At 52.4% G+C, this 14,417-nt stretch carries 13 protein-coding genes; 9 read left to right on the top strand and 4 right to left on the bottom strand.

The window, feature by feature from the left end:
• Window positions 1–882 precede the first annotated feature (882 nt).
• Window positions 883–1,089, bottom strand: coding sequence for a YbfA family protein (locus FEK66_RS20425; protein ID WP_135493542.1), 207 nt, complete (start codon window positions 1,087–1,089; stop codon window positions 883–885).
• A gap of 312 nt (window positions 1,090–1,401) precedes the next feature.
• Between FEK66_RS20425 and kdpF the strand changes: the two genes are divergently transcribed.
• Genes kdpF through kdpE form a run of 6 tightly spaced genes read left to right on the top strand, consistent with a single transcriptional unit; the run spans window position 1,402 to window position 9,167 of the window.
• A complete protein-coding gene (gene kdpF, locus FEK66_RS20420) occupies window positions 1,402–1,491 on the top strand; it encodes a K(+)-transporting ATPase subunit F (protein WP_001365534.1) in 90 nt (29 codons plus the stop codon).
• Window positions 1,491–3,164: a potassium-transporting ATPase subunit KdpA gene (gene kdpA / locus FEK66_RS20415; RefSeq protein WP_135406206.1), complete on the top strand. Its 1,674-nt coding sequence runs from the start codon at window positions 1,491–1,493 to the stop codon at window positions 3,162–3,164. Before kdpF ends, kdpA begins: the two co-directional genes overlap by 1 nt.
• A 22-nt stretch (window positions 3,165–3,186) precedes the next feature.
• Entirely contained in the window at window positions 3,187–5,235 is a 2,049-nt protein-coding gene (gene kdpB, locus FEK66_RS20410) for a potassium-transporting ATPase subunit KdpB (RefSeq protein WP_135493541.1), read from the top strand.
• 8 nt (window positions 5,236–5,243) lie between these two features.
• Window positions 5,244–5,816, top strand: a complete 573-nt coding sequence (gene kdpC / locus FEK66_RS20405) for a K(+)-transporting ATPase subunit C (RefSeq protein WP_130209838.1) — start codon at window positions 5,244–5,246, stop codon at window positions 5,814–5,816.
• Window positions 5,809–8,493 (top strand): two-component system sensor histidine kinase KdpD, encoded by a 2,685-nt coding sequence (kdpD, locus tag FEK66_RS20400; protein ID WP_130209836.1) that lies wholly within the window; start codon window positions 5,809–5,811, stop codon window positions 8,491–8,493. Before kdpC ends, kdpD begins: the two co-directional genes overlap by 8 nt.
• Window positions 8,490–9,167, top strand: coding sequence for a two-component system response regulator KdpE (kdpE, locus tag FEK66_RS20395; RefSeq protein ID WP_130209834.1), 678 nt, complete (start codon window positions 8,490–8,492; stop codon window positions 9,165–9,167). The genes kdpD and kdpE overlap by 4 nt, the downstream gene beginning before the upstream one ends.
• 114 nt (window positions 9,168–9,281) lie before the next feature.
• On the opposite strand, the gene FEK66_RS20390 is transcribed toward kdpE, so the two are convergent.
• From FEK66_RS20390 to seqA, 3 genes are all read right to left on the bottom strand, one after another.
• On the bottom strand, window positions 9,282–9,776 hold the full coding sequence (locus FEK66_RS20390; protein WP_130209832.1) for a hypothetical protein: 495 nt from the start codon (window positions 9,774–9,776) through the stop codon (window positions 9,282–9,284).
• 182 nt (window positions 9,777–9,958) lie between these two features.
• The gene (gene pgm / locus FEK66_RS20385; protein WP_001295675.1) at window positions 9,959–11,599 is read right to left on the bottom strand and encodes a phosphoglucomutase (alpha-D-glucose-1,6-bisphosphate-dependent); all 1,641 of its coding nucleotides are present in this window, start codon (window positions 11,597–11,599) and stop codon (window positions 9,959–9,961) included.
• A gap of 28 nt (window positions 11,600–11,627) precedes the next feature.
• Window positions 11,628–12,173, bottom strand: a complete 546-nt coding sequence (seqA, locus tag FEK66_RS20380; RefSeq protein ID WP_130209830.1) for a replication initiation negative regulator SeqA — start codon at window positions 12,171–12,173, stop codon at window positions 11,628–11,630.
• A gap of 184 nt (window positions 12,174–12,357) precedes the next feature.
• Here seqA and ybfF point away from each other — a divergent pair, with 184 nt between their 5' ends.
• The 3 genes from ybfF (at window position 12,358) to fldA (ending at window position 14,225) form a co-directional block, all read left to right on the top strand.
• On the top strand, window positions 12,358–13,122 hold the full coding sequence (ybfF, locus tag FEK66_RS20375; RefSeq protein WP_130209828.1) for an esterase: 765 nt from the start codon (window positions 12,358–12,360) through the stop codon (window positions 13,120–13,122).
• 139 nt (window positions 13,123–13,261) lie between these two features.
• Window positions 13,262–13,555, top strand: a complete 294-nt coding sequence (gene ybfE / locus FEK66_RS20370) for a LexA regulated protein (RefSeq protein WP_064528940.1) — start codon at window positions 13,262–13,264, stop codon at window positions 13,553–13,555.
• A gap of 139 nt (window positions 13,556–13,694) precedes the next feature.
• Window positions 13,695–14,225: a flavodoxin FldA gene (gene fldA, locus FEK66_RS20365; RefSeq protein WP_010346538.1), complete on the top strand. Its 531-nt coding sequence runs from the start codon at window positions 13,695–13,697 to the stop codon at window positions 14,223–14,225.
• Window positions 14,226–14,417 lie beyond the last annotated feature (192 nt).

Here is a 14,417-nt window from a genome sequence, read left to right as displayed (position 1 = left end):
GGCAATACAAATGCCACCTGACACTGGTATACATGCTCGTTACCCCGGAGAAACTGGCTCTGTATTTCCAAACAGTCTCATTGAGATAATATTCCGTCATAATGGAAATAGTCCGTTTTAATAAATGAATTATTTATTGACAGGTTCTGTTTTTTTAATCATGAATGTAATACCCATCACCGCTTTACAGCACACTTTATCTTTCCAGCCATAATCACTAATAATATTAAGCGATCACCAATATTTACAACGCCCAGAACGGATACATAGTTATGTATTTAACAATTCCAATATATTCACCATACCAATAAAATTAAGAGTAACATCCACGCTACCGCCTCCATATAAAAAATGGACAGCTTATAAAATTGCATCTTGCATAGAAAGGGCTGAGATATCGGATGTATTATAATTATCAACTATAAATCTTGAATATTTTCATTAGCAGCAACATATCTTATCCCATTAGATATGTTAACAATCAATTATTCTTAACATATCACTAAAGTATATATTACTCTCTTTACTATCTGTTTTTATTGCGGTAGCGATACTAATAGCAAAATTCGGAATTTATTTAGATGCTGGAATTAGAAAAAGGGATGGCGACTTTATCACCTTACCCTGAAGTTTCAGGAAAGTGTGTAAGGAAGTATGCAACCTAACTGGAGATTTCTGATGATCTAGTCGCTTAGAGCGACAATGAAAGTGACCGCATCCTGGGTTGTCCTTTGAAAGGATACTATCGAAACTTGATGCTAAAACAGTGATGAAATGAATAACACGATGGAAACGTCTTCCATGTTAATTATCATGGAAGACGTTGATGTAAAACACCTAAACCAGCCCCCTGATACGAGGCTGGCTTAAGCGCGCAGGCAATCAATAAAAATCACCGGTTGCCTTTTCGGCCTGATCCATCCACACCGGTTTATCGCTGGTTTTCGACCAGACGCGATGCAGGTAGCTGTAAAAGCGGGCGCGGTCTTTCCAGAAAAGCATTAAAGGCAGCGCCAGAACGCCCGCTGCAACCGCATAAGTACGGCGTAAAAAGATAAGCCATGCAGGATATTCTCTGTAGAGTTCCATACTTTTCTCCCCCTTTTGTATCTACCCGGCGAATGGCACCGGAAAAATGAATTTGTTTATCTGATGAAAATAGTACCGCCTTTTGTGTAATTTTGCTACTCATCCGACCACTTATTTTTGCTTATTGATGGTTTATTTACATTCACCATGTAATTAAGTTACATAAAAGTTAAATTAATACTAATCATTAGTTAAGTCATGGCTTTTGCCATTTTTATACTTTTTTTACACCCCGTCCGCAGATTTTTGCGAAATCTTTGCAGCCAGAATTCTACCCTTCCGGTATCACTTTTAGGCCACTGGAGGTGCACTGTGAGTGCAGGCGTGATAGCCGGCGTGTTGCTGGTGTTTTTATTACTGGGTTATCTGGTTTATGCCCTGATCAATGCGGAGGCGTTCTGATGGCTGCGCAAGGGTTCTTACTGATCGCCACATTTTTACTGGTGTTAATGGTGCTGGCGCGCCCTTTAGGCAGCGGGCTGGCGCGGCTGATTAATGATATTCCTCTTCCCGGTACAGCGGGCGTTGAACGCGTACTCTTTCGTGTACTTGGCGTCTCTGACCGTGAGATGAACTGGAAGCAATATCTCTCTGCCATTCTTGGCCTGAACATGCTGGGGCTGGCGGTGCTGTTTTTTATATTGCTCGGCCAGCACTATCTGCCACTTAATCCACAACAGTTGCCGGGGCTGTCGTGGGATCTGGCGCTGAATACCGCCGTCAGCTTTGTCACTAACACCAACTGGCAATCTTACAGCGGTGAGACCACGTTGAGCTATTTCAGCCAGATGGCGGGCTTAACGGTGCAAAACTTTCTTTCTGCCGCCAGCGGGATTGCGGTGATTTTTGCCCTTATCCGCGCGTTTACCCGCCAGAGCATGAGCACACTCGGGAATGCCTGGGTCGATCTGCTACGCATCACGTTATGGGTGTTAGCCCCTGTGGCGTTGTTGATCGCACTGTTTTTTATTCAACAAGGTGCGTTGCAAAACTTTCAGCCTTATCAGGCCGTGACGACCATTGAAGGAGCACAACAGCTGTTACCAATGGGTCCGGTGGCTTCTCAGGAAGCGATCAAGATGCTCGGTACTAACGGCGGTGGCTTCTTTAATGCCAACTCGTCGCATCCGTTTGAAAACCCAACCGCACTGACCAACTTCGTGCAGATGCTGGCGATCTTTTTGATCCCAACAGCGCTGTGCTTTGCCTTTGGTGAAGTGGCGGGCGATCGTCGCCAGGGGCGCATGTTGCTGTGGGCGATGTCAGTGATTTTTGTCATCTGCGTAGGCGTGGTGATGTGGGCAGAAGTTCAGGGTAATCCTCATCTGCTGGCACTGGGCGCGGACAGCAGCATCAATATGGAAGGTAAAGAGAGCCGCTTCGGCGTGCTGGTCAGTAGCCTGTTTGCGGTCGTGACTACGGCGGCTTCCTGTGGCGCGGTGATTGCGATGCATGATTCGTTTACCGCTCTCGGTGGCATGGTGCCGATGTGGTTGATGCAAATTGGTGAAGTGGTATTCGGCGGTGTCGGTTCTGGCCTTTACGGCATGATGCTGTTTGTCCTGCTGGCGGTGTTTATTGCCGGGCTGATGATTGGTCGTACACCGGAATATCTGGGTAAAAAAATCGATGTACGCGAGATGAAATTGACCGCGCTGGCGATTCTGGTCACCCCGACGCTGGTGCTGATGGGCGCGGCGCTGGCAATGATAACCGACGCCGGACGTAGCGCCATGCTCAACCCTGGCCCGCATGGTTTTAGCGAAGTGCTGTACGCCGTGTCATCCGCCGCTAACAACAACGGCAGCGCCTTTGCCGGATTAAGCGCCAACTCTCCGTTCTGGAACTGTTTGCTGGCGTTGTGCATGTTTGTCGGTCGCTTCGGGGTGATTATCCCGGTGATGGCAATTGCCGGTTCGCTGGTGAGTAAAAAGAGCCAACCCGCCAGCTCCGGCACGCTGCCAACGCACGGCCCGCTGTTTGTTGGACTATTAATCGGCACCGTGTTGCTGGTTGGCGCACTGACCTTTATCCCTGCCCTGGCGCTTGGTCCGGTGGCGGAATATCTCTCCTGATGATATTGAGTGAGCACTGAATATGAGTCGTAAACAACTGGCGCTATTCGAACCAACACTTGTCGTTCAGGCGCTGAAAGAAGCGGTGAAAAAATTAAACCCGCAGGCGCAATGGCGTAATCCGGTGATGTTTATCGTCTGGATCGGCAGTTTGCTGACCACCTGTATTAGCATCGCGATGGCAAGCGGCGCGATGCCTGGCAATGCGCTGTTTAGCGCGGCAATTAGCGGCTGGCTGTGGGTCACCGTACTGTTCGCTAATTTCGCCGAGGCGCTGGCTGAAGGCCGCAGTAAAGCGCAGGCCAACAGTCTGAAAGGGGTGAAAAAAACTGCCTTTGCCCGCAAGCTGCGTGAGCCGAAATATGGCGCTGCGGCGGACAAAGTTCCCGCCGATCAACTGCGTAAAGGCGATATCGTGCTAGTAGAAGCAGGCGATATTATCCCCTGCGATGGTGAAGTCATTGAAGGGGGCGCATCGGTCGATGAAAGCGCCATCACCGGGGAATCGGCACCGGTGATCCGTGAATCTGGCGGTGATTTTGCCTCCGTCACCGGCGGCACGCGTATTCTTTCTGACTGGCTGGTGATTGAGTGCAGCGTTAACCCCGGCGAGACGTTTCTGGATCGGATGATCGCGATGGTGGAAGGCGCGCAGCGACGTAAAACGCCGAACGAGATTGCCCTGACCATTCTGCTGATTGCCCTGACTATCGTCTTTTTACTGGCAACCGCCACGCTGTGGCCGTTTTCCGCGTGGGGCGGTAATGCAGTCAGTGTAACGGTACTAGTGGCGCTGCTGGTCTGTCTGATCCCAACCACTATTGGCGGCCTGTTGTCAGCGATCGGCGTCGCCGGGATGAGTCGGATGCTGGGCGCAAATGTGATTGCCACCAGCGGGCGTGCAGTTGAAGCGGCAGGTGACGTTGACGTCCTGTTGCTGGATAAAACCGGCACCATCACGCTGGGTAACCGTCAGGCATCGGAGTTTATCCCCGCGCAGGGCGTAGAGGAAAAAACGCTGGCCGATGCCGCACAACTGGCTTCGCTGGCTGATGAAACGCCGGAAGGCCGCAGTATTGTGATCCTCGCCAAGCAGCGTTTTAACCTGCGCGAGCGCGATGTGCAGTCGCTCCATGCCACCTTTGTACCGTTTACTGCGCAAAGCCGGATGAGCGGGATCAACATCGACAACCGCATAATCCGTAAAGGTTCTGTCGATGCCATTCGCCGCCATGTTGAGGCTAACGGCGGTCACTTCCCTGCCGATGTTGATCAAAAAGTCGATCAGGTTGCGCGTCAGGGAGCCACGCCGCTGGTGGTGGTGGAAGGTGCTCGTGTGCTGGGTGTTATTGCGCTGAAAGATATCGTCAAAGGCGGTATTAAAGAGCGCTTCGCCCAGCTACGCAAAATGGGCATTAAAACGGTGATGATTACCGGAGATAACCGTCTGACTGCCGCCGCCATTGCTGCGGAAGCGGGCGTCGATGATTTCCTCGCCGAAGCGACACCGGAGGCCAAGCTGGCATTGATCCGTCAGTATCAGGCGGAAGGCCGTTTGGTGGCGATGACCGGCGACGGCACCAACGATGCTCCGGCGCTGGCGCAGGCAGATGTCGCGGTGGCGATGAACTCCGGCACCCAGGCGGCGAAAGAAGCGGGCAATATGGTGGATCTCGACTCTAACCCGACCAAGTTGATCGAGGTGGTGCATATTGGCAAACAGATGCTGATGACCCGTGGCTCGCTGACCACCTTCAGCATTGCCAACGATGTGGCGAAATACTTCGCCATTATTCCGGCGGCGTTCGCGGCAACGTATCCGCAGTTAAATGCGCTGAATATCATGCGCCTGCATTCGCCCGACTCCGCCATTCTCAGTGCGGTCATTTTCAACGCCTTGATTATCGTCTTTTTGATTCCCCTGGCGTTAAAAGGCGTGAGTTATAAACCGCTTACCGCTTCTGCCATGTTGCGCCGTAACTTATGGATTTACGGTCTGGGTGGGCTGCTGGTGCCGTTTATTGGTATCAAAGTCATTGATTTACTGCTGACCGTTTGCGGTCTGGTGTGAGGTTTACCATGCGTGGATTACGTCCGGGATTATCGACATTTATCTTTCTGTTATTGATTACTGGCGGCGTTTACCCGCTGCTGACCACCGCGCTGGGGCAATGGTGGTTTCCCTGGCAGGCCAACGGTTCGTTGATCCGTGAAGGTGATACGGTACGCGGTTCGGCATTAATCGGGCAGAATTTTACCGGCAACGGCTATTTTCAGGGTCGCCCGTCGGCAACGGCAGAAATGCCCTATAATCCACAGGCTTCTGGCGGGAGCAATCTGGCAGTCAGTAACCCGGAGCTGGATAAACAGATAGCCACACGCGTTGCTGCATTACGGGCCGCTAACCCGGATGCCAGCACGAATGTTCCGGTTGAACTGGTGACGGCGTCGGCAAGCGGGCTGGACAATAACATCACCCCGCAAGCGGCGGCCTGGCAGATCCCACGTATCGCGAAAGCGCGTAATCTCAGCGTTGAACAGCTCACTCAGCTGATCGCAAAATACAGCCAACAACCGCTGGTGAAATATATCGGCCAGCCGGTCGTCAACATTGTCGAACTCAATCTGGCACTGGATAAGCTTGATGAATAACGAACCCTTACGTCCCGACCCCGATCGTCTGCTGGAACGAACTGCCGCGCCGCATCGGGGGAAGCTGAAAGTTTTCTTCGGTGCCTGTGCTGGCGTTGGGAAGACCTGGGCGATGCTGGCAGAAGCCCAGCGACTGCGGGCGCAAGGGCTGGATATTGTGGTTGGCGTGGTAGAAACCCACGGGCGGAAAGATACCGCCGCAATGCTGGAAGGGCTGGCTGTTCTGCCGTTAAAACGCCAGGCGTACCGTGGGCGGCATATCAGCGAGTTTGATCTCGATGCCGCCCTCGCCCGCCGTCCGGCGCTGATCTTAATGGACGAACTGGCGCACAGTAATGCGCCAGGTTCCCGTCATCCTAAACGCTGGCAGGATATTGAAGAGCTGCTGGAAGCGGGCATTGATGTTTTCACTACCGTCAACGTTCAGCATCTGGAAAGCCTGAACGATGTGGTCAGCGGCGTCACCGGAATTCAGGTACGGGAAACCGTGCCCGATCCTTTTTTCGATGCCGCCGACGACGTGGTTCTGGTGGACTTGCCCCCGGACGATCTGCGCCAGCGGCTGAAAGAAGGCAAAGTCTATATTGCCGGGCAGGCGGAGCGCGCCATTGAACATTTTTTCCGCAAAGGCAATCTAATCGCCCTGCGCGAGCTGGCACTGCGCCGTACTGCCGATCGCGTAGATGAACAAATGCGCGCCTGGCGGGGGCATCCTGGCGAAGAGAAAGTCTGGCACACGCGCGACGCGATCCTTTTATGCATCGGGCATAACACCGGCAGCGAAAAACTGGTCCGCGCGGCGGCGCGGCTGGCGTCACGGCTGGGAAGCGTCTGGCACGCGGTGTATGTTGAAACCCCTGCCCTGCACCGCTTACCGGAGAAAAAACGTCGGGCAATTCTCAGCGCCTTACGTCTGGCGCAGGAGCTGGGCGCAGAGACGGCAACACTCTCTGATCCAGCGGAAGAAAAAGCGGTAGTGCGTTATGCCCGTGAACATAATCTCGGCAAGATTATTCTCGGTCGCCCGGCCTCGCGCCGCTGGTGGCGTCGGGAAACGTTTGCTGACCGACTGGCGCGCATCGCCCCCGATCTCGATCAGGTTCTGGTCGCACTTGATGAGCCACCCGCCCGCACGATTAACAACGCGCCGGATAGCCGCTCTTTTAAAGACAAGTGGCGGGTACAGATTCAGGGATGCGTGGTTGCCGCCGCGTTATGCGCCGTTATCACCTTAATTGCCATGCAGTGGCTGATGACGTTTGATGCCGCCAACCTGGTGATGCTGTATCTGCTTGGCGTGGTGGTGGTGGCGCTATTTTATGGACGCTGGCCTTCGGTGGTTGCCACCGTCATTAATGTGGTGAGTTTCGATCTCTTTTTTATCGCCCCACGCGGCACGCTCGCCGTCTCTGATGTGCAATATCTGCTGACCTTCGCGGTGATGTTAACCGTTGGGCTGGTGATCGGGAACCTTACTGCTGGCGTGCGTTATCAGGCGCGGGTAGCCCGTTACCGCGAGCAACGCACACGGCACTTATATGAAATGTCCAAAGCTCTGGCTGTGGGCCGCAGTCCGCAGGACATCGCCGCCACCAGCGAACAATTTATTGCCTCCACGTTTCATGCCCGCAGTCAGGTGTTGTTGCCCGATGACAACGGTAAATTGCAGCCGTTAACACATCCGCAAGGAATGACGCCGTGGGACGATGCCATCGCGCAATGGAGCTTTGATAAGGGCCTGCCCGCGGGCGCAGGTACTGACACTTTACCCGGCGTACCGTACCAGATTTTGCCGCTAAAAAGCGGCGAGAAAACCTACGGACTGGTGGTGGTGGAACCGGGGAATCTGCGCCAGTTGATGATCCCGGAACAACAGCGCCTGCTGGAGACATTTACGTTGTTAGTCGCCAATGCCCTTGAGCGGCTGACGCTGACCGCCAGCGAAGAACAGGCGCGGATGGCAAGCGAACGTGAACAGATCCGCAACGCCCTGCTGGCGGCGCTTTCGCATGATTTACGCACTCCGCTTACGGTGCTGTTTGGTCAGGCTGAAATCTTAACGCTCGATCTGGCAAGCGAAGGATCGCCCCACGCCCGCCAGGCTAGCGAGATTCGTCAGCATGTGCTGAACACTACCCGACTGGTGAATAATCTACTGGATATGGCGCGAATTCAGTCCGGCGGCTTTAATTTGAAGAAAGAGTGGTTAACGCTGGAAGAAGTGGTCGGCAGTGCGCTGCAAATGCTGGAACCAGGTTTATCGTCGCCCATCAATCTTTCTCTGCCAGAACCGCTGACCTTAATCCACGTTGACGGGCCACTCTTTGAACGGGTGCTGATTAATCTGCTGGAGAACGCGGTGAAATACGCGGGTGCGCAGGCCGAAATTGGTATCGATGCCCACGTTGAGGGCGAAAATCTACAACTGGATGTCTGGGATAACGGCCCCGGTCTTCCACCAGGCCAGGAGCAGACGATTTTCGATAAGTTTGCTCGCGGGAATAAAGAGTCGGCGGTACCAGGTGTAGGGCTTGGACTGGCAATTTGTCGGGCGATTGTGGATGTACACGGCGGCACCATTACCGCGTTCAACCGACCGGAAGGTGGTGCTTGTTTTCGTGTTACACTTCCCCAGCAAACTGCCCCTGAACTTGAAGAATTTCATGAGGATATGTGACAAACGTTCTGATTGTTGAAGATGAACAGGCTATTCGTCGCTTTCTGCGCACGGCGCTGGAGGGCGACGGTATGCGCGTCTTTGAAGCCGAAACGCTACAACGGGGGCTGCTGGAAGCGGCGACTCGTAAGCCAGATTTGATTATTCTCGATCTCGGCCTGCCCGATGGCGATGGAATTGAGTTTATCCGCGACCTGCGCCAGTGGAGCGCGGTGCCGGTGATTGTGCTTTCCGCACGTAGCGAAGAGAGCGACAAAATCGCCGCGCTGGATGCCGGAGCGGATGATTATCTGAGTAAGCCGTTTGGCATTGGCGAATTGCAGGCCCGTCTGCGCGTCGCGTTACGCCGCCACTCAGCTACCACCGCGCCCGAGCCAGTGGTGAAATTTTCCGATGTTACCGTCGATTTAGCCGCCCGCGTGATTCACCGTGGTGAGGAAGAAGTACATCTCACGCCTATTGAGTTCCGTCTGCTGGCCGTGCTGCTCAACAATGCCGGAAAAGTGCTCACCCAGCGCCAGTTACTCAACCAGGTATGGGGACCAAACGCGGTCGAACACAGCCACTATTTGCGTATTTATATGGGGCATCTGCGACAAAAACTGGAACAGGATCCCGCTCGCCCCCGCCATTTCATTACTGAAACCGGGATTGGGTATCGGTTTATGCTTTAGGGGCTGAATTTCCGGATGCGGCGTAAACGCTTTATATGGCCTACATATTGCTCCCGTAGGCATGATAAGACGCGCCAGCGTCGCATCAGGCATTGGCTCTCATCGCTAAATATTTTAATACGTATTTATCGCTTTCAACTCTTGCTGGCATTTTTCTGACTGGCAGCGTTGCAACTCAATAATCCCGACATGCATCATCGAGCCAAAAAATCCGCTTTCGCTGACATAATCCTCATTAACTATCGGACGAGTGCCGGGCTTGCCCTGGCAAACCAGCATAAAAAATGAGGTGTAGCATTGCCAGCCGGGATTTAAACCGGCCTTTTCTTGTGCTGACATATCGTGAAGATAAGTAAGTTCTTTTTCGTTCCCGCCTGACAACTGCCAACGTCGGGTATTATCAGGTAAGTTATCGCCACGGCAATTTGTCTTACACCGGGAAGGCGCAATATTTACTGCAATGCTACCCGTTAATCCTCTGGTTTTATCCTTAGGAGTCAGTAACCAGTCGCCAGCTAATGATGATTGTTCAGGTTGGGCGCATGCAGTCAGCAGTAATGTGGCGGCAATGAATGCCACTCTGACGACCAGACTCCTTTTGGTCTTCATTTGGAATTCCCTTGAGCTATTCAGTTTGTTGGCAAAGTGCGCTTTGGTCATGCTGGATGCTACAAAATCGCGCAAATTCAATACATTGTACCATCCGCGTAGGCCTGATAAGCGTAGCGCATCAGGCAGTCATAAGTAAAAAAGGGCGATCTTCCGACCGCCCTTTTTCTTATTTAATGTGATTACGCGTTTTTCAGAACTTCGCTAACAATCTCAACCGCTTCTTTCTCAATCTGCTTACGATGTTCTTCACCAAGGAAGCTTTCGCAATAGATCTTGTATGCGTCTTCCGTGCCTGACGGACGCGCGGCGAACCAGCCGTTGTCAGTCATCACTTTCAGGCCGCCGATAGAAGCACCGTTGCCAGGCGCTGCGGTCAGGCGCGCTGTGATCGGGTCGCCTGCCAGGGTGCTGGCGCTCACCATTTCCGGAGACAGCTTAGACAATGCCGCTTTTTGTGCGGAAGTCGCAGCTGCCTGCAAACGGTTGTAGCTCGGCGCACCAAAGCGTTTTGCCAGTTCGTTGTAGTGTTCCTGCGGGTTCTTACCGGTGACAGCGGTGATTTCCGCCGCCAGCAGACACATAATGATGCCGTCTTTATCGGTGGACCACGGCGTGCCGTCGAAACGCAGGAAGGAAGCGCCTGCACTCTCTTCGCCGCCAAAGCCGAAGCTGCCATCAAACAGACCATCAACAAACCATTTGAAACCTACCGGCACTTCTACCAGCTTACGGCCCAAGTCATTGACCACACGGTCGATCATCGCAGATGAAACCAGCGTTTTACCGACGGCAACATCTTTGCCCCACTGCGGACGATGCTGGAACAGGTAGTTGATCGCCACCGCCAGGTAGTGGTTCGGGTTCATCAAACCAGCCGGAGTGACGATACCGTGACGGTCATAATCCGGGTCATTGGCAAACGCCAGATCAAACTTATCACGCAGCGCCAGCAGGCCCGCCATCGCACACTCGGAGGAACAGTCCATACGGATTGCGCCGTCTTTATCGAGGTGCATAAAGCGGAAGGTTTGATCGACCTGATCGTTAACAATGGTCAGGTTGAGGTTGTAATACTCGCCAATGCGCTTCCAGTATTCGATACCGGAACCGCCCAACGGATCAACACCCAGCGTCAGGCCAGCTTTCTGAATCGCTGCCATATCAACGATATCGGCCAGACCTTCTACGAACGGTTGCACAAGATCTTGCTCTTTCACATGACCAGATGCCATCGCTTCGTCGAGGGAGATACGCTTCACGCCTTTCAGGCCATCGGCCATCAGCGCGTTGGCCCTGTCTTCCACCACTTTAGTGACGTTGGTATCTGCCGGACCACCATTTGGCGGGTTGTACTTGATACCACCGTCTTCCGGCGGGTTATGGGACGGCGTAATCACGATACCATCTGCCAGCGGTCCACCTTTTTTATTGTGAACCAGAATGGCATTAGAGACGGCAGGTGTCGGAGTGAAGCCATTGTTTTCCTGCACAATAACGTCTACCCCGTTCGCTGCCAGCACTTCCAGTACAGAAATAAACGCAGGTTCGGACAGGGCGTGAGTATCTTTACCCACATAGCAAGGGCCAGTGATGCCGTTTTTCGCCCGTTCTTCGGCAATCGCCTGAGCGATAGCCAGAATGTGCGGCTCGTTAAAGCTATGGCGCGCTGCACTGCCACGGTGACCGGAAGTACCGAATTTCACCGCGTGCTCCGCATTCCCTGCTTCTGGTTTCAGTACATAATATTGCGCCGTCAGTTGGGCGACGTTTATCAAATCACTCTGCTGTGCAGGTTGGCCTGCACGATTGTGGATTGCCATTGCTTTGTCCTTTATCTGCAACGTTGTTTTAAATTGTCCCGCAAACCTTTTCAATCAATTCCGCCGGGAATTGCATCGACTGCATGATGTGTTCAATCATGCTGCATTTACGGCCAGTGTTAGTGTTGGTGATCACCCAATACGGCGTGCCTGGCACATGCTTCGGCTTGGTCTGATTACCATTTTTCAGCAGCGTCTGTTCATCTGCTGCAAAGTAAACGCGCGTGCGGCCGTGCAACGATTCCGTTGCCTCGGCAAACGCCTGGGCGTCAAGAGAATATAGTGTAGACAACAGCAGCATAAAGCGATTGACCGCTCGCTTTTGCTCTGCGTATTCATCGGAAAGCAAAAGTTCACGCATCGCGCGCACTTTGTCTTTCACCGTTTTGATCGGCTTCGCTTCGACGATAGCAGGCGACGCAATGCGAACCTCTTTCGTCACCGGAGCAACAGGCTGTGATGCGGCGGAAAACTTCAACATACGCCGTAAAATGTCGGATGCGCTCTCGCCGATATGCTTAGTGTGGCTGGCAATATAGCTGTAGAGTTCATCATCAACTTCAATCGTTTTCATCTTAATCCAGTGCGGTGTCTTAGCTGAATACAAGTCGCCAGGAGTATATGAATAAATCCCGGCAGCGGATAGCGTCAAGCCTGGCTTGCAGAAAAAATCGGATTAAACCTTATTTGTTGCAGCCCTGTGGCACAATGGTCAACATAATACCCTAACCCAACTACACGAAAAAAAGAACTTTGCCATGAAATTGAATATCCGCGCGCAATCTGCACAAAATCAGCATAATAATTCTCCCATCGTCCTCGTCCACGGGTTGTTTGGTAGCCTTGACAACCTCGGCGTGCTGGCGCGCGACCTGGTAAACGATCACAATATCATCCAGGTTGATATGCGTAACCACGGACTTTCGCCACGAGATCCACACATGAATTACCCGGCGATGGCCCAGGATCTTGTTGATACTCTGAATGCGCTGCAGATCGATAAGGCGACATTTATTGGTCACTCAATGGGTGGTAAAGCTGTGATGGCACTGACCGCGTTGGCGCCCGATCGCATCGAGAAACTGGTAGCGATCGATATCGCGCCGGTGGACTATCACGTACGCCGTCATGATGAAATTTTCGCAGCTATCAACGCGGTCAGTGGATCCGACGCGCAAACGCGCCAACAGGCCGCTGTAGTGATGCGCCAATATATTAATGAAGAGGGCGTGATTCAATTCCTGCTGAAATCTTTTGTTGACGGTGAGTGGCGTTTTAACGTGCCAGTATTATGGGATCAGTATCCACATATTGTTGGCTGGGAGAAGATTCCGGCATGGAACCACCCTGCTCTGTTTATTCCTGGCGGCAATTCCCCGTATGTTACTGAACAGTATCGTGATGATTTGCTGGCACAATTCCCACAAGCACGGGCGCATGTCATTGCAGGCGCGGGGCATTGGGTACACGCAGAAAAACCGGATGCTGTGCTGCGGGCTATCCGTCGCTATCTTAATGATTAACGCAACTGATTAAAAACCCAGCGTCCGCGCGGCATTCCGCGCGTGGGCGTTGGCGAGATTCCTCACGCTGTTGTATTATGGCGGGCTATCCATCCGGGCAGGCGCCTGGCTGATTGTTTCCCCCGAAGTCACCAAGATCATGGCCAAAGAACAAACGGACCGTACGACATTAGATCTGTTCGCGCACGAGCGTCGACCGGGACGACCGAAAACCAATCCGCTTTCGCGCGATGAACAGCTGCGTATTAATAAACGCAACCAGCTAAAACGCGACAAAGTACGTGGCCTTAAGCGTGTCGAACTGAAGCTGAACGCGGAAGCTGTCGAGGCGCTGAACGAGCTGGCGGAGTCGCGCAATATGAGCCGTAGCGAACTGATCGAAGAGATATTGATGCAGCAACTGGCGGCGCTGCGTAATCAGGGCATCGTTTAAATATCCACTTTCGTGTAGCACAGTGTGCAGTCCTGCTCGTTTGCTGATTCCGCAAGACTGCCTGTTCTGCTATGATTGCCTTTATCCGTGGGCAATTTGCCACCCCCATTTCAATAAGTTTCAAGAGGTTATTTCACTCATGGCTATCACTGGCATCTTTTTCGGCAGCGACACCGGTAATACCGAAAATATCGCAAAAATGATTCAAAAGCAGCTTGGTAAAGACGTTGCCGATGTCCATGACATTGCAAAAAGCAGCAAAGAAGATCTGGAAGCTTATGACATTCTTCTGCTGGGCATCCCAACCTGGTACTATGGCGAAGCACAGTGTGACTGGGACGACTTCTTCCCGACTCTCGAAGAGATTGATTTCAATGGTAAACTGGTTGCGCTGTTTGGCTGTGGCGACCAGGAAGATTACGCAGAATATTTCTGCGACGCCTTAGGCACCATTCGTGACATTATTGAACCGCGCGGTGCGACCATCGTCGGTCACTGGCCAACTGCGGGCTATCATTTCGAAGCATCAAAAGGTCTGGCGGATGATGACCACTTTGTCGGCCTGGCTATCGACGAAGACCGTCAGCCAGAACTGACCGCCGAACGTGTAGAAAAATGGGTAAAACAAATTTCTGAAGAACTGCATCTCGACGAAATTATCAATGCCTGATGTACTGCGGCGTAGACTCATGTCTACGCCGTATTAATAGATAATGCCAATCAAAATAATTGCTACAAATTTGTAACTTTTGCCGTAGTACCTGTACAATGTTCCAGTATTGAAGTGGCCTTACCGATGTAAATGTAAGCTAAGCCACGTTTTTATTAACAATATTTGCCAGGGACTTGTAGTTTTCATTTA

It is taken from the genome of Escherichia sp. E1130 (assembly GCF_005781065.1).
GTDB lineage: Bacteria > Pseudomonadota > Gammaproteobacteria > Enterobacterales > Enterobacteriaceae > Escherichia.
This window is presented reverse-complemented; position numbering and strand designations above follow the sequence as displayed.

Bases quoted from the DNA above. Each gene is read 5' to 3' on its own strand.
- kdpB (WP_135493541.1), top strand. From the start codon at position 3,187: ATGAGTCGTAAACAACTGGCGCTATTCGAACCAACACTTGTCGTTCAG.
- ybfE (WP_064528940.1), top strand. From the start codon at position 13,262: ATGGCCAAAGAACAAACGGACCGTACGACATTAGATCTGTTCGCGCAC.
- pgm (WP_001295675.1), bottom strand. From the start codon at position 11,599: ATGGCAATCCACAATCGTGCAGGCCAACCTGCACAGCAGAGTGATTTG.
- FEK66_RS20425 (WP_135493542.1), bottom strand. From the start codon at position 1,089: ATGGAACTCTACAGAGAATATCCTGCATGGCTTATCTTTTTACGCCGT.
- kdpC (WP_130209838.1), top strand. From the start codon at position 5,244: ATGCGTGGATTACGTCCGGGATTATCGACATTTATCTTTCTGTTATTG.
- kdpD (WP_130209836.1), top strand. From the start codon at position 5,809: ATGAATAACGAACCCTTACGTCCCGACCCCGATCGTCTGCTGGAACGA.
- seqA (WP_130209830.1), bottom strand. From the start codon at position 12,173: ATGAAAACGATTGAAGTTGATGATGAACTCTACAGCTATATTGCCAGC.
- fldA (WP_010346538.1), top strand. From the start codon at position 13,695: ATGGCTATCACTGGCATCTTTTTCGGCAGCGACACCGGTAATACCGAA.
- FEK66_RS20390 (WP_130209832.1), bottom strand. From the start codon at position 9,776: ATGAAGACCAAAAGGAGTCTGGTCGTCAGAGTGGCATTCATTGCCGCC.
- kdpA (WP_135406206.1), top strand. From the start codon at position 1,491: ATGGCTGCGCAAGGGTTCTTACTGATCGCCACATTTTTACTGGTGTTA.
- ybfF (WP_130209828.1), top strand. From the start codon at position 12,358: ATGAAATTGAATATCCGCGCGCAATCTGCACAAAATCAGCATAATAAT.